This is a genomic window from Pseudoalteromonas agarivorans (genome assembly GCF_024518735.1).
In the GTDB taxonomy this organism is placed as follows: Bacteria; Pseudomonadota; Gammaproteobacteria; order Enterobacterales; family Alteromonadaceae; genus Pseudoalteromonas; species Pseudoalteromonas atlantica.
This window is the reverse complement of record NZ_JANIGJ010000006.1, coordinates 202,125-223,722: the sequence shown is the minus strand read 5'-3', so window position 1 is coordinate 223,722 and position 21,598 is coordinate 202,125. Positions and strand designations below refer to the sequence as shown.

Sequence of the window (21,598 nt, the reverse complement as noted above, 5' to 3'; positions counted from 1 at the left end):
GGCGTTAAAGTGAAAACATGCTAATAAGTAAATAGCCTATAGCACAAAAAACAGCAAACTCAATGCATGCTATGCCTATATTGTCCTGATGGTCGACCTCTAAAGCGGCATCAATATTGGGTAATGAAATTGCTTTTATTACAAAACTTAAACAATATAGTAACACCCACATTACACCGCAATGCATTACCAGTGTAAATATATTTTCGACCATTTTTCCATTTTGAAAGGCCGCACTAGATAATCCTGCATACACGGCTAGGGCTAAACCTATTGATTTTCCTGCGTATCTAATGCCAATAGAGGTGTTTTCAAGGTTAAAGTTACTTTGCAGTGAGGCACCTTGGTTTGCTTTAGCGAAGCGGTATTCACGGATTTTACTATCTAGTGCAAACATCCCTTGTAGTGTAAAAAAGCTAACAAAAGCAATAAGTAAGTTACTAAACCCTTGTGCATGAGTCCAGGTATACAAGCCAAGTGCAATAATGCAGTTGGCTAATAACATACCAGAATCGACCAATGCAGCGCATACATTTTGCTTTAATATAGCAGCTTCTTCATTAAATCTATGTAATATCCATTTTCTATGAATTAAATGCCCGGCTTTAATAAATGTAAATAATAGAACAATTAAAATAACCACTTTTAATGGATTATGTTGTGCCGTACTCATACTTATTTCATCAAATAAAAACGCCATAGTGGCAATAACCACGGTAATTTCTGAGGCGAAACTAATCCCCATTGCAAAATTATCATGCTGCGCTAGTTCATCTTTAAGTGCCTGTTTTGCTTTTATTTGAGCGACAATTCTAAGACTAAAAATAGTAATGCATATAACCGCAAAACTAATGGCAATCGCAACTAAACTAGTGTTAGATAATGATAAATATGACATGCTGATCCTAAGTAGAGATAACCTTTCTTGGTTTTAGTTATTCTAGTATGGTTAGCGCATATATAAAAGAGAGGATTGATGAGTAACAAAATGCAACTTCCTATTCAATTACAAAAACTTGGCTCAACACGCTTTGCACAGCTGTATCCGCAGCAACCTATACAAGAAGAAGTTGTAAAATTATGTGCTTTGAGCGACTTTGCTTTTCGCAGTTTAGAGTCGCAACCTCAACTAAAAGACTGGTTAATAAACCCCGATGAGCAATTTAGCCGAGATGTTCCCGCGCCATTCGACGGCCTTGACTTACAGCAGGTAGATGAAAACCAGTGCAATAGGATTTTAAGACAGTACCGAGAAAAATACTGGTTAAAAGTAGCGTACCTCGATTTGTGTTGCGATAACCCAATCAGTGACAGCATAAAATACATAAGCCTATTAGCTGATATGCTTATTAATAGCGCAAATAGATGGGCCCATGCGCAAACGGCAAAAACAGCAGGGGAGCCATTAGATGAGCAAGGTAACTCTTTGCCTTTAATGGTTTTAGGCATGGGTAAATTGGGCGGCCACGAGCTTAATTATTCATCAGATATAGATTTGATTTTTGCCTACCCGCGCAATGTACCGACCCAAGGTGGGCGTAAACGTATTGAAGCCCAAGTGTTTTACACCAAAGTAGCGCAAAAACTGATTAATGCACTTAATCAAGTAACCGGTGATGGGCAAGTATTTAGGGTTGATATGCGCTTGCGCCCATTTGGTGAAAGTGGGCCTTTAGTGATGAGCTTTCACGCCATAGAAGATTACTACCAGGAGCAAGGGCGCGATTGGGAGCGTTACGCCATGTTAAAAGGGCGGCTAATTGGCACACCCAATCAATATTGGGATGAGTTTATACAGCTTTTAAAGCCCTTTGTTTATCGTCGTTATATTGATTTTTCGGTGATTGAATCGCTGAGAAAAATGAAGCTTATGATAGCCCAAGAGGTTCGCCGAAAACGCCTGACCAACAATATAAAACTAGGTGCTGGTGGCATTCGCGAGGTTGAATTTATTGTACAAGCTTTGCAAATGGTGCGTGGTGGGCGAGAAGCTAACTTACAAACCCAATCGTTACTGTACGCCTTAGAGCAGTTAACGTTAAACCAAGCGATGGATGAGCAAGAAGCGAATGAGCTAAAGCGCAACTACTTACACTTACGTAAAGTAGAGCAATACTTGCAAATGTTTGACGATCAACAAACACAAACCCTGCCCGATGATGACCTCAATCAAGAGCGCTTAAATTACTTACTCGAGTCTGACAGCTTTAACCATACCATGAGCGAGATTGAGCAGGTCATGGCCAAAATTCACGATGAATTTTTATTGGTGATAGGGGAGGAAACTGTTCCCCTTGATACCTGCGAAGGTGCGTTTATAAGTGCTTGGGATCATGGTGATGTTAGCTTTTTAAACGATATAAAAGAGCAATGGCAAGTGCCACTTCATGATTTTAAACAACGTTTGAGTAAGGTAAATATAGGGAATCGTGGGCGAGATATTCTCGACAAACTAATGCCTTTATTGCTCAAACAGCTTAGTGACTTTAATGCCAGCGGTGAAACATTTACCTTGGTATGCCAAATTTTAAATAAAATTGTATCGCGTACTGCTTACCTTGAATTGCTTTACGAAAACCAAGGTGCGCTAAAGCAGCTTGTTTTATTATGTTGCCATAGTAAATGGATAGGGGAGCATATTTCCCGTTATCCTATTTTGCTTGATGAGCTAATAGACCCTGCTGCGCTTTACAAACCTACGCCGTTGAGCGCCTATAAAGATGAAATACGGCAATATTTTTTGCGTATAGAACACGACGACCTAGAGCTACAAATGGAAGCGCTTAGGCAGTTTAAGCAAACACATCAATTACGTATTGCGGCTGCCGATGCAACCGGTGTGATTGATGTTATGAAAGTAAGCGATCACTTAACGGCTCTTGCCGAGGCTGTGGTAGACCAAGCCGTTAATATAGCGTGGTATAACACGGTTAAGCGCTTTGGCATGCCACCAAATACAGATGATGAACACAAAGGCTTTGCCGTTATTGCGTACGGTAAAACGGGCGGCTTTGAAGTAGGCTACGACTCCGACTTAGACCTTGTGTTTGTGCATAATCACGACGGTAATAGCAGCACCAATGGCGATAAATCGATTACCTCACGACAGTTTTATTTAAAACTTGCACAGCGCTTAATGCATTTATTTAATACCCGTACCGCCTCGGGCATATTGTATGAGCTTGATACACGCCTGCGCCCTGAAGGCGCCTCTGGTTTATTGGCTATTAACTTAGAGAGCTTTAATCATTATCAGCAAACCCAAGCATGGACTTGGGAGCACCAAGCGCTTGTGCGCGCCCGCGTTATATTAGGTCAAGATGAGCTAAGAGCGCGCTTTGCACAAATTCGTAAAGAGATATTATGTGCCCCACGCGATGTAGATACACTTAAGCAGGATGTGCTTAAAATGCGCGAAAAAATGCGCACGCACTTAGCTAAGGGAAACTCTGAGCAATTTGATTTAAAACAAGATGTAGGCGCCATGACCGACATTGAATTTATAACTCAATACCTAGTGCTCAAAAACGCGAATCAGTTTAGCCAGCTAACGGTGTTTTCCGATAATGTAAGAATACTTACAGACGCTGCTGCGATTGGTTGTATCACTAAAACCCAAAAGCAGCAGTTAATCCAGGCGTATATTGATTATCGCTCACGTTATCACGTATTAAGCCTAAATCAGCAAGGTCGCTTGGTGTCGCGTAAGGAGTATCAAACCGATATAGAAAGTGTAACGGCATGCTGGAATGCAATATTTGAACTAGAAACATAAACACTAAAAACCCAAGCACAGGCTTGGGTTTTTATTATGTATGGGTTTGGTTTATTTACGCTGCTAAGTATTAAGCTTTAAACAATTGCTGCGCACAAATTCAGAGGGCAGCTCAGTGATCACCGCTGCGCGCTGTTTGTGGCAAAGGTAGGTATACACTTCGTATTCAAAGTCATCATTAATTGCGCGGCCAACTTGATAAAGCGCTGAGGTAAAACTGCTATCAACCCTAAAATGATCTTTTACAACGTAGTCTTTACTCAAATACCAATATAATTGAATACCTTCGCTTTTAGCGTATTGGTTAAGTACGTCTTTTAACGTTGAGCCGTTTTCAAAGCGTCTTGGTGCACTTGTTCCTGTCCAGCTGGCAGGCATAGGGTCAACGGCTCTGCCGCGCTCTGCTAAAACACGATCAAGTGTTTGCTCGGGCTTTTTAAGTTGTAATACAAACTTATCGCGCTCCCTATCGGATTTAACTTGGTTACGGATAGACGAATAAAAGCGAGAAAGCCCCTCGGCAGCTGCGTTTTTACTCTCTTTTATGTCAAACAATGGACCCGTACCAACTAACACATAGGTAGCTAGTAAGATTAATGCAACTGCTAGTATTAAATGCTTAACCCAAAACCACATAACTCATGCTCATTTATTATCATTATTTATTTATACCACTACTTTTTATAAAAAGAAGGGGTATTTTTATCAGGGCGTGTTTTAAAACGGCGGTGCAGCCACATGTATTGCTCAGGCGCAGCGTTAATTGATTGCTCAACGCGCTGATTTACACGTGTTACATCTGCTTTATCATCGCCGCTTGGGAAATTTTCAAGCTCAGGTACTATTTCTAAATGGTACTTACCGTGCTCATCACGACGACTAATTAGGCTCATGGTTTCGCAGTGTTTACTTGCTGCAAACAGTAATGTACCTGTGGTGGTGGCTGTATCTGGCACTGCGTAAAAAGGCACAAATTCACAGCGGTTACGGCCGTAGTCTTGGTCGGGTAGGTAATAACACACCTTTTTATTTTTTAGTGACTTTAACAAGCCTTTTACGTCTTTTCGTCCAATTAAATACTCGTTAGAACGAAGGCGGCCATTGGTTGTAAAGTATTCCATGAGTGCATTGTTATGTGGGCGGTAAAACCCCAGCCCTTGGCATTTGGTGCCCATAACACGACTCGCCATTTCTAAATGCAAAATATGCGGCACCAATAGCAATACGCCTTTACCTTGAGCCTGCACGCGCTCAAAGTGCTCTAATCCTTTAATAGAGCCATACGCTTTTTTAACGCGCCACTGCGGCCACCACCAAGCCATGCCAGTTTCAACCATGGCAATACCGGTGTTTTCCATGTTTTTTAGCACAAGCTGTTGTTGCTCGGCTTCGCTCATATCAGGAAAACACAGCTTTATATTAACCTCGGCAATATGGCGACGACGTTTCATAAATTTATGTACTAAGCGCCCCAATAACTTACCTAAGCTAAGCTGAATTTTTTGTGGCAACCACGAAATCAAATATAAAAAGAAAACGCCAATCCACGTTAGCCAATAACGAGGGCCTAAAAACGAGGCTTTAAAAGGAGATGAGGTGACCACAAAATACTCTCTAAAATAAAAACGCTAGTTTAACGCTTAGTGTTATAAAATACAAAAAGCCAGCAATGGCTGGCTTTAAACGTTACTTTTTAACTTATTAGGCTTTTTTTAAGCCTTGGTTAATACCCAGTAAATCGGCACTTGTTAGTGTACCTGCAGCTTGCTTTAAGCGAAGCGTAGATAACACGTAACGATAGCGTACATCAGCTAGGTTACGTTTTGCATCATACAGGTTTTGCGTGCTTACAAGCACATCAACAATAGTACGCGTGCCTACTTCAAAACCAGCTTCTGTTGCTTTAAGCGCACTTTGCGCTGATACCACAGCTTGCTCTAGAGCTTTGTAAGTCGCGATGTCTGATACAACTTGGTTGTATGAGGTAATAACGGTACGCGTTACGGCGCGGTAATTTGTTTCGTAATCTTGGCTGGCTGAAACATAAAACGCACGGGCTTGTTTAGTTGCAGCTACGGTTGCGCCGCCTGTGTACAGAGGAACACTTAAATTAACGGCAACCGATGTTGAGTCGGCGCGTGGTTGGTCGTTAAAGCTTAAACCATTTATATTTTGGTCAGTTAAAGAATCACCGTAGCTGGCATCAAGTGTTAGCTTTGGGTAGTGGCCAGCTTTAGCAAGCGTGATCTGATCTTTAGCAATATCAACCGTGACTTTAGCCACTTGTAAGCTGATATTATTGTTCTCAGCTACTTTTACAAAGTCAGTCGATTTTTTAACCGGTTTTACTGTTGAAAATGTTTCGGTGTTTAAAAAATCAAGTTTTGCGTGGTACTTACCGGTTATTTCACGCAGTTGCTCGCGTGCGGTTTCAACGGCATTACTGGCAATAATTTCTTGTGCTACTGAGTTATCGTATTGTGCTTGCGCTTCGTGAACATCTGTAATTGCTGTAAGGCCAACTGCGTAGCGCTGTTTTGTTTGCTCTAACTGGCGTTCAATGGCGCGCTTTTCGGCTTGCACAAATTCAAGGTTATCAATGGCGCTTAATACGTTAAAATAGCCTTCAGCAACGCGCACAATTAAGTTTTGTTTTGCGTTATCGTATTGCGCATTGGCTTGCAGCGCTTGTTTTTCGGCAATATCGAGTGTATTCCATGCGCCTAAGTCGAATAAGGTTTGGCTTAAACTAACACCACGCGTGAATTGGTCGGTATCGCTGTTTATTTTAACTTGGTCAGCTAAATCACCGACGCTTTGAAAAGAGGTAGAATCGCTTTTTTCATAGCCCATGCTTACGCCAATTTGCGGCAGTAATGCGCTCATTGCTAAATCGCTCTCGTAAGATTGCGCATCTGCTTGGGCTTTTGCTTTTAAAACAGTGGGATCGTTAGCAGTAGCAATTTCAAAAACTTGCATTAAATCTTCAGCACTTGCTGTGGTTGTGCCTAATGCGCACGACAAACTAACGAGCGCTGCAAGGATGTTCTTTTTCATGTTAGGTTCAGTCCTTAGACAAATTTTGTACTAAAAGCATGGTAACGTGTTTTGCTAAATAACTAAAAAAGAAATTAGTAAAACTGTATGTTCAAATGTAACAGAATATATTAACAAACTTTAATCGTTTAAATAAGCGGGATGTATAATATGGCAGATAAAAGCTTGGTTCAATTTACACATAAAGATGTGAGCTTAAAAGCAGTTAAAAGTCTGTATAATGGCTTTTTTAAGGTGGATATGTATGAGTTTGAGCATAGCCTGTTTAATGGTGGTACATCGCAACTTATAAAGCGCGAAATACTAGAGCGGGGCGATGCCATTGCTGTTCTACCTTATGATGTAACTACGCAAAGTGTACTTTTAATAGAGCAAATACGTATTGGCGCTATTAACAGCAAACACTCGCCCTGGCTGCTAGAATGTATTGCCGGTATGACCGATGGCAGTACCGACTACGAAGGGGTGGTAAAAAAAGAAGCCTATGAAGAGGCTGGGCTTGAGCTTACTGACCTTGAATTTATGCTCTCTTACCTTTCAAGTCCGGGCGGTACCACTGAGCGCTTACATTTATACCTAGCGCGGGCAGATTTAAGCCAAGTACAAAGTGGTGTATATGGCCTTGAAAGCGAAGGTGAAGACATTAAAACTCATATTTTAAGCCTTGATGATGCGCTTTCGCGCCTCAATAACGGTGAAATAGATAACGCGGCAACGGTAATCTGTTTACAGTGGTTGGCGTTAAATCGTGAAAAAATAAGCAGTAAGTGGACATAATTTTAACTTTTTAATACGGCGGTACTTTGACAGCACTTTTAGCAACCCAACGATATATTCAGAGCCTCCCAAAGTACATGACGCTTTGCGAGCATAATTACGTACGTCTTTCAAAGCTATTACCTAAAGAGCGCAGCGCTAATAGTGTGCGTAAAGTTAAATTAGGTCATAGTGAATTTGCCATTATCATTGACGATAGTGCTAAGTACACACTGGATATTTCTATCAAACAGCTAACAGGGATGGTTAAAGGCGTTTCTCCTTTGTATTTAACAGTCAGGCTTTATCAAGATGCAAAAGTGGCTGAAATTATTCATCACGATTACCATCAACGGATAAAGCCATCTTATGGTTATCCAAATCCTAAAATGCACCAAAAAGATGAAAAGTATCAACTTAATGCATTTTTATATGACTGGTTAGTAGCCTGTGTAGAGCATGGCCGAGCAGTACTAAACTGGGATATAAACAATGGCTTGGTTTGATGAGCATTATCACTTTAACCGTTCATCGCTGCGTGTTGCGCATATAACCGATAGCCATTTATTTGCCGACCCTAACGCAGAGTACTTTAACGTAAACACCGCCGCGCATTTTGCACAAGCATTAGCGCACATGGCCACGCAGTCATTAGATGCGGTTATATTTGGTGGTGATTTAACACAAGATCATAGTTTTGACTCTTATTTATTATTTGCTGAGCTTATTAATAACGCTGATTTGACCTGCCCAGTATTTTGGGTACCAGGCAATCATGATGAAATTGCCATGCTTAATCGTATCAGTGGTGGGCAAATAGTGTCAGCTAAACGCATTATCGCACAAGGATTTGAGCTGCTACTTATAAACTCAAAAGGCCCTACACCTGCAGGGTGGGTGTCTAGTGAGCACTTAAATGAAATCGCGGATTGTTTAGCAAGTTCGCAATCACAGCATGTGGTGTTTTGTCATCACAACCCGCTTGCTATTAATGGCTATCTTGATAAACACATGCTTGAAAACGGCCCGCAATTATTAAACGTGTTAGTTAATAGCGCTAATGTAGCGGCGTTGCTGCACGGTCATGTGCATAATCACTATACGCAAACTTTTAGAGAGCTGAGTATTTATGCAACGCCCGCCAGTTCGGTGCAATTTACAAAAAATTGCCCGCAATGGCAGCAAGAAAACCACGGCCCCGCTTATCGAATGTTGCATTTAACGACACAGGACAATGCTTTAACAGTTAAAACGGATGTTGTATGGTTAAACGCGTAATTTATATTCATGGCTTTAATAGTTCTGAAAAATCATATAAAGCTGTGCGCTTTGGCGAGCTTATGGCAAACTATGACGTTGACTATTGCGTACCGCGTTTAAATCACGAGCCCTTACAAGCTATTTTACAGCTTGAGCATTTATTAACGCCAGATACCGCGTTACTTGGGAGCTCACTAGGTGGGTTTTATGCCACCTACTTGTCGCAGCGTTATAACCTGCGAGCAGCATTAATAAACCCAGCAGTAGCACCGTTTAACTTATTAGCGCCGCTTATTGGCCACAATTATAATCCGTATCAAGATTATCATTATGAGTTAAATACCAGCCACATGGATGCTTTAAAAGCATTGTATGTGCCTAAATTAACATCCCCCGAACTGCTCTATTTGTTGCAGCAAACGGGAGATGAAGTGTTAAATTATCAACACGCAGTAAATTATTTTTCACAATGCAAACAGTTAGTTGAGTTTGGTGGCGATCACAGCTTTGTTGGTTTTGAACGCACCTTAGATAGTATTGTAGAGTTTCTTAAATTACCTAAAACAAATTAGCCTAAGCGCATATAAAGATAAAAATTATGAGTCAGCAAAATTATAACGCCGAAGCCATTGAGGTTCTCAATGGATTAGAGCCGGTAAAACGCCGCCCTGGTATGTATACCGACACGGTACGTCCAAATCATTTAGGCCAAGAGGTTATCGATAACAGTGTCGATGAAGCCATGGCGGGCCATGCCACTAAAATTGATGTGATCTTACACGAAGATAACTCTCTTGAAGTTATAGACGATGGCCGTGGTATGCCTATAGATATTCACCCTGAGGAAGGTATTCCTGGGGTGGAGCTGATTTTTACCAAGCTGCATGCAGGTGGTAAATTCTCTAACAAAAACTATCAGTTTTCGGGCGGTTTACACGGGGTAGGTATTTCGGTTGTAAATGCGTTATCGCACCGTGTTGAAGTAACGGTAAGGCGCGACGCTCAACAATTTAGAATGGCCTTTGAAAACGGTGATAAAGTTGAAGACTTAAATGTCATCGGCACTGTTGGTAAGCGCAACACCGGTACAACCGTTCGATTTTGGCCCGATGCGAGTTACTTTGACTCAGCTAACTTTTCAATTACAAAATTAAACCACCTATTAAAAGCAAAAGCGGTTTTATGCCCAGGCTTGCGCATTAAGTTTGTTAATAAGCAAACTAAAGAAACTCAAGAATGGTTTTACGAAACAGGCTTAAAGGATTACTTAATTGAAGCTGTTAAAGGCTTTGAAGTACTGCCAAAAGACCCATTTGTAGGCGAGTTTTCAAGCTCGATTGAAGGGGCTGATTGGGCTGTTGTATGGCAACCTGAAGGCGGCGAGTCGATTGCGGAGAGCTATGTAAACCTTATTCCTACCGCACAAGGTGGTACACACGTAAATGGTTTGCGCCAAGGCTTACTTGAAGCAATGCGCGAATTTTGTGAATTTAGAAACTTATTACCGCGTGGCGTAAAGCTTACCCCAGATGATATTTGGGAGCGCTGTAGCTATGTGTTATCGGTAAAAATGCAAGACCCACAATTTGCTGGTCAAACTAAAGAAAAGCTTTCTTCTCGCTCATGTGCAGCGTTTGTATCGGGTGTGGTTAAAGACTCATTTAGCTTATGGTTAAACGAGCACACAGACACTGCAGAATTGCTTGCAGAACTGTGTATTTCAAATGCACAGCGCCGATTGCGAGCGGCTAAAAAAGTAGTGCGTAAACGCGTAACCTCCGGCCCTGCGTTACCCGGTAAACTAACCGACTGTAGTGCCGCCGATAACGACCGTACAGAACTATTTTTGGTAGAGGGTGACTCAGCAGGTGGCTCGGCTAAGCAGGCACGCGATCGTGAGTTTCAGGCAATAATGCCACTGCGCGGTAAAATTTTGAATACGTGGGAAGTTGAATCAGGGCAAATATTAGCCTCGCAAGAGGTGCATGATATTTCGGTGGCGCTGGGTATTGACCCAGACTCAACTGATTTAACCGGCCTGCGTTATAATAAAATTTGTATATTGGCCGATGCTGACTCGGATGGACTACACATTGCCACCTTATTGTGTGCTTTGTTTGTGCGTCATTTTCCGCAACTGGTTAAAACAGGACATGTATACGTAGCTATGCCACCGCTGTTTAGAATCGACATTGGTAAAGAGGTGTATTACGCCCTCGATGAAGATGAAAAAACAGGTATTTTGGCCCGCATAGAAGCAGAGAAAAAACGCGGTAAAGTAAACGTGCAACGATTTAAAGGGCTGGGCGAAATGAACCCGCTGCAGCTGCGCGAAACGACAATGGACCCAAATACTCGCCGCTTAGTGCAACTTACGCTAGATGAAGAAGAGCAAACATTAGAAATGATGGATATGCTACTTGCTAAAAAACGCTCGTCAGACAGACGCCAGTGGCTAGAAGATCACGGTAATAAAGCACAGGTATAATAGGCTTGTGTTTAACACTTGGAGAGGCAAATGAATAAAATACTAGGAAGTTTATTATTGCTTGGCTTAACAACAGCCCCAGCAATGGCAAAAGACATACTAGACAAACTCACCGTAGCACCTGGGTTTGAGGTAAGCTTATTTGCTGATGATGTTGAAAATGCACGCCAAATAGCAGTATCAAAAAAAGGCATTGTTTACGCAGGTTCGCGCAAAGCAGGAAATGTGTATGCGTTAATCGATCATAACAGTGATGGCGTAGCAGATAAAAAAATGGTGATTGCTGAGGGGTTAAATATGCCCTCGGGATTAGCAATTAAAGATGGCGATTTATACGTAGGTGAAGTACACCGTATTATTCGCTTTAAAAACGTAGACACGCAGTTAAAAGACCCTAAATTTGACGTGGTTTACAACGCGTTGCCATCGGATCGTCACCACGGGTGGAAGTTTTTACGCTTTGCACCCACTGGCGAGCTTATTATTCCGGTTGGTGTTCCGTGTAATATATGCGCCGAAGATGAGCGTTACGGGCGTATTTTTGCACTTGATGTAGAAACCAAACAAATTAAAACAATAGCCCAAGGGGTACGCAACTCAGTGGGGTTTGACTTTCATCCAAGCACGCAAGCATTATGGTTTAGCGATAACGGCCGCGACATGATGGGTGATGATATTCCACCTGATGAAATTAATCGCGTAAGTAAAGAAAACGAGCATTTTGGTTTTCCTTATGTTCACGCCGGTGCCATTGTAGATCCTGAGTTTGGTAAAGGTAAAAACATTAGCGACTACAGCCCGCCAGCGCTTGCGCTAGGTGCTCACGTTGCGCCCCTTGGTATTCATTTTTATACCGGTAAACAGTTCCCGGGTTCTTACAAAGAGCAGCTATTTGTTGCTGAACATGGCTCGTGGAATCGTACTAAAAAGTCAGGTTATAAAGTGGCTGTAGCCAATGTAGAGCAAGGGCGTATTACTAAATACACGCCATTTATTACCGGCTTTATGCATAACGAAACAACCTTTGGACGCCCAGTTGCATTTGCACAATTAAATGACGGCAGTCTGCTAATAAGCGACGATTACGCAAACGTGATCTACCGCGTAAGCTATAAGAAAAACTAGGTAAGCTTTAATGAGTGATACAGATACCTTGCTAATGCAAGGAATTGAACAACAAACAATGGGGCGTTTTACCGAAGACGCCTACTTAAATTACTCTATGTACGTAATTATGGACCGTGCATTACCGCATGTTGGTGATGGTTTAAAACCGGTTCAACGTCGTATTATTTATGCTATGAGCGAGCTGGGTTTATCGGCCGCTGCTAAATATAAAAAATCGGCTCGTACGGTAGGTGATGTATTAGGTAAATACCACCCGCATGGCGACAGTGCCTGTTACGAGGCTATGGTATTAATGGCGCAGCCGTTTTCTTACCGTTACCCATTAGTCGATGGGCAAGGTAACTGGGGGGCAGCAGATGACCCTAAATCGTTTGCGGCAATGCGTTATACCGAAGCACGCTTATCAAAGTTCTCTGAGGTATTACTTAAAGAGCTAGGCCAAGGCACCGTTGATTGGACGCCAAACTTTGACGGCACCATGGATGAGCCATTAGTGTTACCGGCGCGCTTACCGCATATTTTGTTAAATGGCGTAACGGGTATTGCAGTAGGTATGGCAACCGATATTCCACCACATAATGTGCGTGAAGTAGCCAGTGCCTGTTGTTTATTACTTGATAAGCCTAAAACCGAGCTTGATGAGTTACTTGAGCTTGTACACGCACCTGATTATCCAACCGACGCTGAAATAATTACCCCAAAAGCCGACATTCATAAAATATACAAAACCGGCCGAGGATCAATTAAAATGCGCGCGGTGTATACTGAAGAGCATGGCGATATTGTTATTACGGCGCTACCGCATCAGTGTTCAGGGGCTAAGGTGCTTGAGCAAATCGCAGCGCAAATGAATGCTAAAAAGCTGCCAATGGTCGCTGATTTACGAGATGAGTCTGATCACGAAAATCCAACCCGTATTGTGATTGTACCGCGTTCAAACCGCATTAAAGCTGAGCCGCTAATGGCGCACTTATTTGCCACCACCGACCTTGAAAAAAACTACCGTGTAAACTTAAACATGCTAGGCCTTGATGGCCGCCCGCAAGTAAAAGACCTACGCAGTATTTTATCTGAGTGGCTAACGTTTAGACGCGAAACAGTACGCAGGCGCTTACAGCACCGTTTAGATAAAGTACTGGCACGATTGCATATTTTAGAAGGTTTACTTGCTGCCTTTTTAAATATTGATGAAGTAATTGAAATTATTCGCACAGAAGATAAACCAAAACCTGTGTTGATGGAGCGCTTTGATTTAACCGATACTCAAGCCGAAGCCATTTTAGAGTTAAAACTTCGTCATTTAGCAAAACTAGAAGAATTTAAAATACGTGGCGAGCAAGATGAGCTGGCCAAAGAACGTGACAAGTTAGAGCTAACGCTTGGCTCAGACCGTCGTATGTCAACGCTTCTTAAAAAAGAAATTCAAGAAGCGGCCGACATGTATGGCGACGATCGCCGCTCACCTGTTATTGAGCGCGTAGAAGCTAAAGCACTGAGTGAAAAAGATTTAATTCCTTCAGAGTCGGTAACAGTCGTGCTTTCTGATAAAGGCTGGGCACGTGTTGGTAAAGGCCATGACATTGACGTAGAAGGGCTTAATTACCGTGCTGGCGATGAATACAAAGCCTCCGCTAAGGGTAAGAGTAATCAGCCTGCGGTATTTTTAGACTCAGCAGGGCGTGCATTTGCAACCGATGCACACAGCTTGCCATCAGCACGTAGCCAAGGCGAGCCAATGACAGGGCGCTTTAACCTCACCACTGGAGCTAATTTTGAGCACGTGGTAATGGGTGAAGATAATCAAGTGCTACTTATGGCCTCTGACGCGGGTTATGGTTTTATTACTGACTTTAAAGACCTAGTAAGTAAAAATAAAAACGGTAAAGCCTTGGTGAGCGTGCCTAAGGGCGGAATTTTACTCTCACCAATCAGAGTAAACGATGTAGCAACCGATTACTGCATGGCCATTTCGAACGAAGGACGCATGCTGTTGTTCCCACTGCGCGACTTACCAAAACTGGGTAAAGGTAAAGGCAATAAAATTATCTCTATACCAGGGGCTAAAGTGCAAGCACGTGAAGAGTTTGTCAAAGTGCTGGCGGTGGTACCACAATGCAGTAGCGTTACCCTTCATGCTGGTAAACGAAAGCTAACGCTTAAACCGAGCGATTTGGAGCATTATCATGGTGAGCGCGGGCGTAGAGGTAATAAGTTACCGCGAGGCTTACAGCGTGTTGATGAAGCTGTGGTGGAGTTTACGCCGGCAGATGAGCAAAATGATGACACATTAGTCGAAGAATAAACCCGAAATATAAACCTCTAACGGCCTGCTTTTGCAGGCCGTTTTTGTTTATCCTGTATTTTTCAGCTTACAGCTGTTCGCTATTGTCTCGTGATCGTCATAAAATCACGTTATAATAGTGAAATATGCGCGGCTTATAGCGCATTGCACACACATTTTGGAGAGAAGTTTGTTAGCTGTTATACGTATTTTAATTATGGTGCTGTTTATATTTTTCAGCTGCGTGTTTGGGTTGTTATTGTCGATTGTGAGACCGTTTCACCCTAATAATGTGCATGTGATAGCCGGCTGGTTTGGCTCAATGGCTAAAATGTTAGGGGTTAAACTTGTCCTTAAACGCCACCCTGATGCGCTCAATACTGGCCCTGCGGTTTACCTATCAAACCATCAAAACAATTACGATTTATTTACTGTATCGGCTATGGTGCCTGAAAATTGCGTTAGCTTAGGCAAAAAAAGCTTAAAGTGGATCCCATTTTTTGGACAACTTTACTGGTTGTCGGGCAACATATTGATTGATAGAGCTAATCGCTCAAAAGCGGCAGGTACAATTTCAAAAGCCGCTGAAAAAATTAAACAAAAAGGCCTATCTATTTGGGTATTTCCCGAAGGCACAAGAAGCTATGGCCGCGGTTTACTGCCATTTAAAACCGGCGCATTTCACACCGCTTTAAGCGCAGATGTACCCATAGTACCGGTATGTATGAGCACAACTGATAAAACTATTAAGCTAAACCGCTGGGATAATGGTACAATTTACATTGAAATGTTAGCGCCTATATCACTTGATAAAAAAGTGAGTGCCCGTGAACAGGCCACCCAAGTGCATAGTATTATGGCTGCTAAAATAACTGAATTAGATGCTCAAGCGAGAGATAAATAATGGAAAACTGGCGTGAAATAAGTGAAGACATCGTAAGTTCACTACTTGAAGATGGCTCTGATCCTGAAATACTTTATGAAGTTGAGCATCATTTTGTATGCGAAGATTTTAGCAAATTAGAGCAAGCGGCACTGGCTGCCTTTAAATTAGGCTACGATGTTGAAGAACCGGCAGAGCTTGAGCTAGAAGATGGCAGCAAAATTTGGAGCTTTGATATTGTAGTCGAAGCTGAGCTAGACGTTGAAGTTATAATGGAAGACGTTGATAAACTTGCAGCGCTAGCTGTTGAGTGTGACGTTGAATACGACGGTTGGGGCACTTACTTTCAAGAGTAAGGCGTTAGCTAGTTGATAAAGGCGAGCATTTATATATGCTCGCTTTTTTTGTGCACAGAGTAAACATGACTCTTTAAACCGCAGCCTATTTTCAGATATTAATTCATTTTTAGTGTAATGGCGCATTAATACCCCCTTTATTTTGCCTTATTTAACGGCAAAAATTTAATACTTTTCGTGTTACCAATTTTATTTTTGCTATAACCAATTATTATCTTTCATATAAAAAACTTAATTCTCCTTAATTTATTCATTAAAAGTTAAGCTTGTTCATATTCCTATTGGTAATAGGGCTTATTTCGACGTACTACTTATTCATTAAATTGAAAAAATATTTTTATTTATTGCTAACCTGTCCCTAATATATAACCTGTTGAATAGTTATAACTATTTACAAGTTGTAAATGCAATATTTAATAAAACTAATACTTATTTGCTATTACATCCTCTGTTGACATATTGGTAACAAAAAATATAGCCTTTAGCTCGCCATATGGCATTAATATTGGTAAGGCCAATTTAAGGGTTTTAGATTGATTTTTGTAACCCGAGTGTTCTTGCCAAATCTATTCATACACAAAAATAGAAACCTGTTTACACAGGGTGATCTAAGTTTTAGTGACTGACACAAAACTAGGTAGTTAGGTTATTTTTATATTCAGGTTTAAAGGAATAAAGATAATGATTAACCATAAAAAACTGTTTTTTTACAGCGCAATTGCGACAAGTTCAGCGCTATCTCATGCTGCAACAATCAATAATGCAGGCTTTGAAAGTGGCTTTAGTAACTGGAACGAAACCGACCCAGCCGCTATTTCTTCAGATGCTTACAGTGGCTCAAAATCGTTAAAAATTCAGGGCAGTCCAGCACGGGTTTATCAAGTGGTAGATATACAGCCTAACACTGAATACACCCTAAGTGCTTATGTGCTGGGTAAAGGGCAAATTGGTGTAAACGATTTAAATGGTTTATTTAAAAACCAAACCTTTAATGTTTCTTCGTGGACTAAAGTAACAAAAACATTTACCTCAGCAAACACCAATTCACTTCAGGTTTTTGCTAAACATTACAACAACACCAGCGATGTAAGGTTTGATAATTTTGCCTTGGTTGAGGGCAGCGGCAGTAATGATGGTGGCTCAGATGGCGGCAGCGATAACTCAAATGGTTCAACAATACCTAGCAGCATAACCAGTGGTAGCATTTTTGATTTAGAAGGTGATAACCCAAATCCTCTCGTTGACGATAGCACCTTAGTGTTTGTGCCGTTAGAGGCACAACATATTACGCCTAATGGTAATGGCTGGCGTCATGAGTATAAGGTTAAAGAAAGTTTACGCGTTGCTATGACTCAAACCTATGAAGTGTTCGAAGCTACGGTTAAAGTTGAGATGTCTGATGGCGGAAAAACAATTATATCGCAGCACCATGCTAGTGATACCGGAACTATATCTAAAGTGTATGTGTCGGATACTGATGAATCGGGCTTTAATGATAGCGTAGCGAACAACGGAATTTTTGATGTGTACGTACGTTTACGTAATACCAGCGGTAATGAAGAAAAATTTGCTCTGGGTACAATGACCAGCGGTGAGACATTTAACTTGCGGGTAGTTAATAACTACGGCGATGTAGAGGTTACGGCATTCGGTAACTCGTTCGGTATACCAGTAGAGGATGATTCGCAGTCATACTTTAAGTTTGGTAACTACCTGCAATCGCAAGACCCATACACATTAGATAAATGTGGTGAGGCCGGAAACTCTAACTCGTTTAAAAACTGTTTTGAGGATTTAGGCATTACAGAGTCAAAAGTGACGATGACCAATGTGAGTTATACGCGCGAAACTAATTAATTAGTGACTTATTATGGCCACTCAATTGAGTGGCCATAATAAAAAAACTTTATTTTATAACCATTTTTTATTTTTAAAGTACACGCCAATACCGCCAGTAAGCACAATTAAAAAAATCACAAATGCACTAAATGCATAAGGGTTTTCGGTGCCAGGTATGCCACCTACATTTACCCCTAAAAGGCCCGTTAAAAAGCCCAGTGGTAAAAAAAGCGCAGCCACAACCGACATTACATACATGCGTTGATTTAATTGCTCAGACACTTGGTTAGTAATGGTTTGTTGAATAATTTGCGCACGCTCTATGGCGCTATCTAGCTCTTCTAAATAACGAATAAGTAAGTTAGTGGTTTCGTTTAGCTTTGCTTTATCTTCATCTAAAAGCCAGGGGTAATGGTTATTTACCATTAAACTTAATGCTTCCTTTTGCGGTTTTAAGTAACGCTTTAAGGCAATAGTTTGACGGCGCAGTTGAGATAAACCTTGGTTATCAAACTTTTTACTTGGCTCGTCTATTTCTTCTTCAAATTCATCCAGGGTTTCATCAAGCGTATCAATGACACTTTGCATGCGTGATGTCAGTTTTTGCGTAATAGAGCCGACCAACTCTGATATTGAGCATGGGCCGTGGCCAGCATTAAGCTCTGCTAATATATCTTGAATCGAAAGTAAGCGACGTTTGCGCGTTGTGATAACCACAGATTCGCTAATAAATAAACGAATTGACACCATGTCCTCAGGGCTTTGCGCTGGGTTTAAATTTACACCACGTAAAAACAGCATATGGCCATTGGTACTAGGTGTTAAGCGAGGGCGAGTTTCATCAGCAATAAGCGAATCAAGCTCAAAGTCGGTAAGGTGAGCCTGGCTTTTAAGCCACGTTACTGCCTCGCTTTGGCTGTAGTCCATATGTATCCACAGTTTACCTTGGCTAGGGTGCCAGTTATTTAAATCGCGGGTGTTTTCTATGGCGTGCGCGCCGCCTTTTTCATCAAGCACCAGTGCATGCAGTAAACCATTAATCATATTTTAAACTCATATAATAGTGTATTTTTAATACAGTTAACTATAGTGTATCTGCATAGTGCTTTACAAACTTACTTTAACTTTTAATAAGTTAGCGTTAAGGTAAAACCTATATGCAGGCTTTAATTGCTAAATAAGGCACTAAACAGCAAGGCGCGCATTGTGTGATTAGTTCCTATAAAAGATCAATTTAATTTACTCATCGACTAGATAAATTTATTTCGCTGGTGTTTTTTGCGCCGTAGCGTATAAGTCACTTTTTTATTAAGGGCACATTTATGACAGCAAAGTTAACTGTTGGTTGGCGTGAGTGGTTAAGTTTACCCGAGCTTGGCATCGAAAAGATAAAAGCAAAAGTTGATACTGGCGCCCGCACTTCATGTATTCATGCAATTAACATTGAAGAGTACAAAGAAGGCGAAGAAAAGTGGGTAAAATTTATAGTCCAACCATTGCAAGATGACGAACACACTCAGGTTGCTTGCACTGCAAAGGTTAAAAAAATTAAGGCGGTAACCAGCTCAAGTGGGCAAAAAGAGTTACGCTACTTTATAGAAACAACATTGCATGCAGGGCAGCACAGCTGGCCAATAGAAGTTACTTTAACGAGTCGGGCAACCATGAAGTTTAGAATGTTATTAGGGCGTACAGCCATGGAAAATCGTATAGTCGTTGATCCGGCTTTATCTCATTTATTAGATAGTTAAGGTTTTAACTATGAAAATTGGTATTTTATCTCGCAACAGAAATTTGTATTCAACGCGTCGCTTAATTGAAGCGGCAGAGGCACGCGGTCACGAGGTAAAGGTGATTGATGCGCTTCGTTGCTATATGAATATAAACTCAGAACAGCCAGAAATTCACTACCGTGGTGAAAATTTAAAAGATTTTGACGCCATTGTTCCACGTATTGGTGCATCGGTGACGTTTTATGGTTGCTCTGTTTTACGTCAGTTCGAAATGATGGGGGTTTATCCTGTTAACGAATCGGTGGCTATTTCTCGTTCGCGCGATAAATTACGCTCACTTCAGCTGTTATCACGTAAAGGGGTAGGCATGCCGGTAACCGGTTTTGCCAGCAAGCCAGATGACGTTAAAGACTTACTAGAAATGGTAGGCGGTGCTCCGGTTGTTATTAAATTACTTGAAGGCACACAAGGCATCGGTGTTGTACTTGCTGAAACACGCAAAGCGGCTGAAAGTGTTATTGAAGCGTTTATGGGTTTAAAAGCCAATATTATGGTTCAAGAATACATTAAAGAAGCCGGCGGAGCCGATATTCGTTGTTTTGTACTTGGCGATAAAGTAATAGCGGCCATGAAGCGCCAAGCGCAAGAAGGCGAGTTTCGCTCAAACCTTCACCGTGGTGGTAGCGCTACATTAGTACGCATTACCCCAGAAGAGCGTAAAACAGCCGTTGCTGCAGCAAAAGCAATGGGCTTAAATGTAGCGGGCGTTGATTTACTTCGCTCATCTCGTGGGCCGTTGGTAATGGAAGTAAACTCTTCTCCAGGCCTTGAGGGTATTGAAGTGGCAACAGGTAAAGATATTGCCGGTATGGTGATTGATTTCATCGAAAAAAATGCTGCTATTAAAGGAACCGCAACCCGTGGCAAAGGTTAAAATTAATCGTCCTTTTACCTTACTAGGTGAAAGTGTTGGCGTGGGCGAGCGTAAAACCCTTGCCTTAGAGGCTGCTAAACTTTACACCCATTCACCGCTCAATATTCCTATTGAAGTGGTTAATGGTGTAATGGAAGGCCCAGTGCTGATGGTGTGTGCAGCTATTCATGGGGATGAGCTAAATGGTGTAGAAGTTGTACGCCAGCTGCTCTCTAAAATAGATGCAAGCCAACTGCGCGGAACCATAATTGCTGTGCCAATTGTTAATGTGTTTGGCTTTATTCATAAATCACGTTATTTACCCGATAGACGTGATATGAACCGCAGCTTTCCGGGCTCTGAGCGTGGATCGCTTGCGGGGCGTATGGCACATATGTTTTTTAATCAGGTGGCGGTACATTGTACCCACATTATTGATTTACATACGGGGGCGATTCACCGTACTAACTTACCGCAAATACGCGCTAACTTAGATGATGAAGCAACCGCTGATATGGCCAAAGCATTCGGCACACCAGCGGTTATAAATGCATCCCTTCGTAATGGCTCATTACGTAGTGAAGCCGCTAATTTAGGTATACCGGTTATTACTTACGAAGCCGGTGAAGCCCTACGCTTTGACCCTATTGCCATTGCAGCAGGTGTGCAGGGTGTGGATTATGTGATGCGGCATTTAAAAATGATCCGCGGCAAGCGTCCTAAAAAACTGCCCGATCCTATTATTGCAGGGTCAACAAGTTGGATACGCGCTGAGGTAGATGGCATTGTACGTGCGCAAGTATCGCTAGGTGAACACGTAGAAAAAGGCCAAGTGCTGGCGTACATAAGTAGCCCATTAGGTGATACCGAACTTGAGCTTTTAGCGCCTAAGGGCGGTATTGTGATAGGCCAGCAAACTATGCCACTAGTAAACGAAGGGGATGCGGTATTCCACCTTGCTTACTTTGCAAATGATAACAGCTTAGTAGAGCAGCAATTAGAGCATTTTATTGACGAAATAAATGATTTAGATGAAGAGCTTAAAACAGCTGAGCTAAATAATTAGCACTATGTTAGCTAGTAAAAAGCCGCAGTGAGGTTTGCCTTACTGCGGCTTTTTTACGGATAT

The 21,598-nt window shown here is 41.8% G+C and carries 19 protein-coding genes; 14 read left to right on the top strand and 5 right to left on the bottom strand.

Annotated elements, in window-relative coordinates:
* Positions 1-4: 4 nt before the first annotated feature.
* Positions 5-898, bottom strand: a complete 894-nt coding sequence (locus NQT65_RS12630; protein ID WP_024031545.1) for a DUF350 domain-containing protein — start codon at positions 896-898, stop codon at positions 5-7.
* 78 nt (positions 899-976) lie between these two features.
* Here NQT65_RS12630 and glnE point away from each other — a divergent pair, with 78 nt between their 5' ends.
* A complete protein-coding gene (glnE, locus tag NQT65_RS12625) occupies positions 977-3,775 on the top strand; it encodes a bifunctional [glutamate--ammonia ligase]-adenylyl-L-tyrosine phosphorylase/[glutamate--ammonia-ligase] adenylyltransferase (protein WP_256851305.1) in 2,799 nt (932 codons plus the stop codon).
* A 63-nt stretch (positions 3,776-3,838) separates the two neighbouring features.
* Here glnE and NQT65_RS12620 read toward each other — a convergent pair whose 3' ends face one another.
* From NQT65_RS12620 to tolC, 3 genes are all read right to left on the bottom strand, one after another.
* Positions 3,839-4,411 carry a toxin co-regulated pilus biosynthesis Q family protein gene (locus NQT65_RS12620; protein ID WP_024031547.1) on the bottom strand — a complete coding sequence of 191 codons (573 nt, stop codon included), beginning with the start codon at positions 4,409-4,411 and terminating at the stop codon, positions 3,839-3,841.
* Between the two features lie 38 nt (positions 4,412-4,449).
* A complete protein-coding gene (lpxL, locus tag NQT65_RS12615; protein WP_054983765.1) occupies positions 4,450-5,379 on the bottom strand; it encodes an LpxL/LpxP family Kdo(2)-lipid IV(A) lauroyl/palmitoleoyl acyltransferase in 930 nt (309 codons plus the stop codon).
* A gap of 97 nt (positions 5,380-5,476) precedes the next feature.
* Entirely contained in the window at positions 5,477-6,832 is a 1,356-nt protein-coding gene (gene tolC / locus NQT65_RS12610; RefSeq protein WP_029772380.1) for an outer membrane channel protein TolC, read from the bottom strand.
* Between the two features lie 150 nt (positions 6,833-6,982).
* On the opposite strand from tolC, the gene NQT65_RS12605 reads away from it, so the two are divergent.
* The 10 genes from NQT65_RS12605 (at position 6,983) to NQT65_RS12560 (ending at position 17,841) form a co-directional block, all read left to right on the top strand.
* Positions 6,983-7,609 (top strand): NUDIX domain-containing protein, encoded by a 627-nt coding sequence (locus tag NQT65_RS12605; RefSeq protein WP_004587962.1) that lies wholly within the window; start codon positions 6,983-6,985, stop codon positions 7,607-7,609.
* 26 nt (positions 7,610-7,635) lie between these two features.
* Positions 7,636-8,094, top strand: coding sequence for a DUF1249 domain-containing protein (locus tag NQT65_RS12600; RefSeq protein WP_024031550.1), 459 nt, complete (start codon positions 7,636-7,638; stop codon positions 8,092-8,094).
* On the top strand, positions 8,081-8,866 hold the full coding sequence (locus NQT65_RS12595) for a metallophosphoesterase (RefSeq protein WP_024031551.1): 786 nt from the start codon (positions 8,081-8,083) through the stop codon (positions 8,864-8,866). Before NQT65_RS12600 ends, NQT65_RS12595 begins: the two co-directional genes overlap by 14 nt.
* A complete protein-coding gene (locus tag NQT65_RS12590) occupies positions 8,851-9,420 on the top strand; it encodes a YqiA/YcfP family alpha/beta fold hydrolase (protein WP_004587965.1) in 570 nt (189 codons plus the stop codon). Before NQT65_RS12595 ends, NQT65_RS12590 begins: the two co-directional genes overlap by 16 nt.
* 26 nt (positions 9,421-9,446) lie before the next feature.
* Complete coding sequence (parE, locus tag NQT65_RS12585) at positions 9,447-11,336, top strand: DNA topoisomerase IV subunit B (protein WP_055254871.1); 1,890 nt, start codon at positions 9,447-9,449, stop codon at positions 11,334-11,336.
* A gap of 30 nt (positions 11,337-11,366) precedes the next feature.
* Positions 11,367-12,461 carry a PQQ-dependent sugar dehydrogenase gene (locus NQT65_RS12580; RefSeq protein ID WP_004587967.1) on the top strand — a complete coding sequence of 365 codons (1,095 nt, stop codon included), beginning with the start codon at positions 11,367-11,369 and terminating at the stop codon, positions 12,459-12,461.
* A gap of 10 nt (positions 12,462-12,471) precedes the next feature.
* Positions 12,472-14,766 (top strand): DNA topoisomerase IV subunit A, encoded by a 2,295-nt coding sequence (gene parC / locus NQT65_RS12575; RefSeq protein WP_256851304.1) that lies wholly within the window; start codon positions 12,472-12,474, stop codon positions 14,764-14,766.
* A 169-nt stretch (positions 14,767-14,935) separates the two neighbouring features.
* The gene (locus tag NQT65_RS12570; RefSeq protein WP_096739122.1) at positions 14,936-15,649 is read left to right on the top strand and encodes a 1-acylglycerol-3-phosphate O-acyltransferase; all 714 of its coding nucleotides are present in this window, start codon (positions 14,936-14,938) and stop codon (positions 15,647-15,649) included.
* Positions 15,649-15,984, top strand: coding sequence for a ribonuclease E inhibitor RraB (gene rraB, locus NQT65_RS12565; RefSeq protein ID WP_004587970.1), 336 nt, complete (start codon positions 15,649-15,651; stop codon positions 15,982-15,984). The genes NQT65_RS12570 and rraB overlap by 1 nt, the downstream gene beginning before the upstream one ends.
* A gap of 681 nt (positions 15,985-16,665) precedes the next feature.
* Positions 16,666-17,841 (top strand): polysaccharide lyase family 7 protein, encoded by a 1,176-nt coding sequence (locus NQT65_RS12560; RefSeq protein ID WP_004587971.1) that lies wholly within the window; start codon positions 16,666-16,668, stop codon positions 17,839-17,841.
* Between the two features lie 54 nt (positions 17,842-17,895).
* Here the strand turns inward: NQT65_RS12560 and NQT65_RS12555 are convergent, their stop codons facing one another.
* Complete coding sequence (locus NQT65_RS12555) at positions 17,896-18,867, bottom strand: zinc transporter ZntB (RefSeq protein WP_029772374.1); 972 nt, start codon at positions 18,865-18,867, stop codon at positions 17,896-17,898.
* A 278-nt stretch (positions 18,868-19,145) separates the two neighbouring features.
* Between NQT65_RS12555 and NQT65_RS12550 the strand changes: the two genes are divergently transcribed.
* From NQT65_RS12550 to NQT65_RS12540, 3 genes are read left to right on the top strand one after another with little or no spacing between them, the layout of a single operon-like run.
* Complete coding sequence (locus NQT65_RS12550; RefSeq protein WP_024031556.1) at positions 19,146-19,574, top strand: ATP-dependent zinc protease family protein; 429 nt, start codon at positions 19,146-19,148, stop codon at positions 19,572-19,574.
* A 10-nt stretch (positions 19,575-19,584) separates the two neighbouring features.
* Positions 19,585-20,490: a 30S ribosomal protein S6--L-glutamate ligase gene (gene rimK, locus NQT65_RS12545; RefSeq protein ID WP_004587974.1), complete on the top strand. Its 906-nt coding sequence runs from the start codon at positions 19,585-19,587 to the stop codon at positions 20,488-20,490.
* The gene (locus NQT65_RS12540) at positions 20,477-21,535 is read left to right on the top strand and encodes a succinylglutamate desuccinylase/aspartoacylase family protein (RefSeq protein WP_256851303.1); all 1,059 of its coding nucleotides are present in this window, start codon (positions 20,477-20,479) and stop codon (positions 21,533-21,535) included. The genes rimK and NQT65_RS12540 overlap by 14 nt, the downstream gene beginning before the upstream one ends.
* The last annotated feature ends 63 nt before the right edge of the window (positions 21,536-21,598 follow it).

Bases quoted from the DNA above. Each gene is read 5' to 3' on its own strand.
- tolC (WP_029772380.1), bottom strand. From the start codon at position 6,832: ATGAAAAAGAACATCCTTGCAGCGCTCGTTAGTTTGTCGTGCGCATTA.
- rraB (WP_004587970.1), top strand. From the start codon at position 15,649: ATGGAAAACTGGCGTGAAATAAGTGAAGACATCGTAAGTTCACTACTT.
- rimK (WP_004587974.1), top strand. From the start codon at position 19,585: ATGAAAATTGGTATTTTATCTCGCAACAGAAATTTGTATTCAACGCGT.
- NQT65_RS12555 (WP_029772374.1), bottom strand. From the start codon at position 18,867: ATGATTAATGGTTTACTGCATGCACTGGTGCTTGATGAAAAAGGCGGC.
- NQT65_RS12560 (WP_004587971.1), top strand. From the start codon at position 16,666: ATGATTAACCATAAAAAACTGTTTTTTTACAGCGCAATTGCGACAAGT.
- parC (WP_256851304.1), top strand. From the start codon at position 12,472: ATGAGTGATACAGATACCTTGCTAATGCAAGGAATTGAACAACAAACA.
- NQT65_RS12605 (WP_004587962.1), top strand. From the start codon at position 6,983: ATGGCAGATAAAAGCTTGGTTCAATTTACACATAAAGATGTGAGCTTA.
- parE (WP_055254871.1), top strand. From the start codon at position 9,447: ATGAGTCAGCAAAATTATAACGCCGAAGCCATTGAGGTTCTCAATGGA.
- glnE (WP_256851305.1), top strand. From the start codon at position 977: ATGAGTAACAAAATGCAACTTCCTATTCAATTACAAAAACTTGGCTCA.
- NQT65_RS12550 (WP_024031556.1), top strand. From the start codon at position 19,146: ATGACAGCAAAGTTAACTGTTGGTTGGCGTGAGTGGTTAAGTTTACCC.
- NQT65_RS12590 (WP_004587965.1), top strand. From the start codon at position 8,851: ATGGTTAAACGCGTAATTTATATTCATGGCTTTAATAGTTCTGAAAAA.
- NQT65_RS12620 (WP_024031547.1), bottom strand. From the start codon at position 4,411: ATGTGGTTTTGGGTTAAGCATTTAATACTAGCAGTTGCATTAATCTTA.
- NQT65_RS12630 (WP_024031545.1), bottom strand. From the start codon at position 898: ATGTCATATTTATCATTATCTAACACTAGTTTAGTTGCGATTGCCATT.
- NQT65_RS12595 (WP_024031551.1), top strand. From the start codon at position 8,081: ATGGCTTGGTTTGATGAGCATTATCACTTTAACCGTTCATCGCTGCGT.
- NQT65_RS12580 (WP_004587967.1), top strand. From the start codon at position 11,367: ATGAATAAAATACTAGGAAGTTTATTATTGCTTGGCTTAACAACAGCC.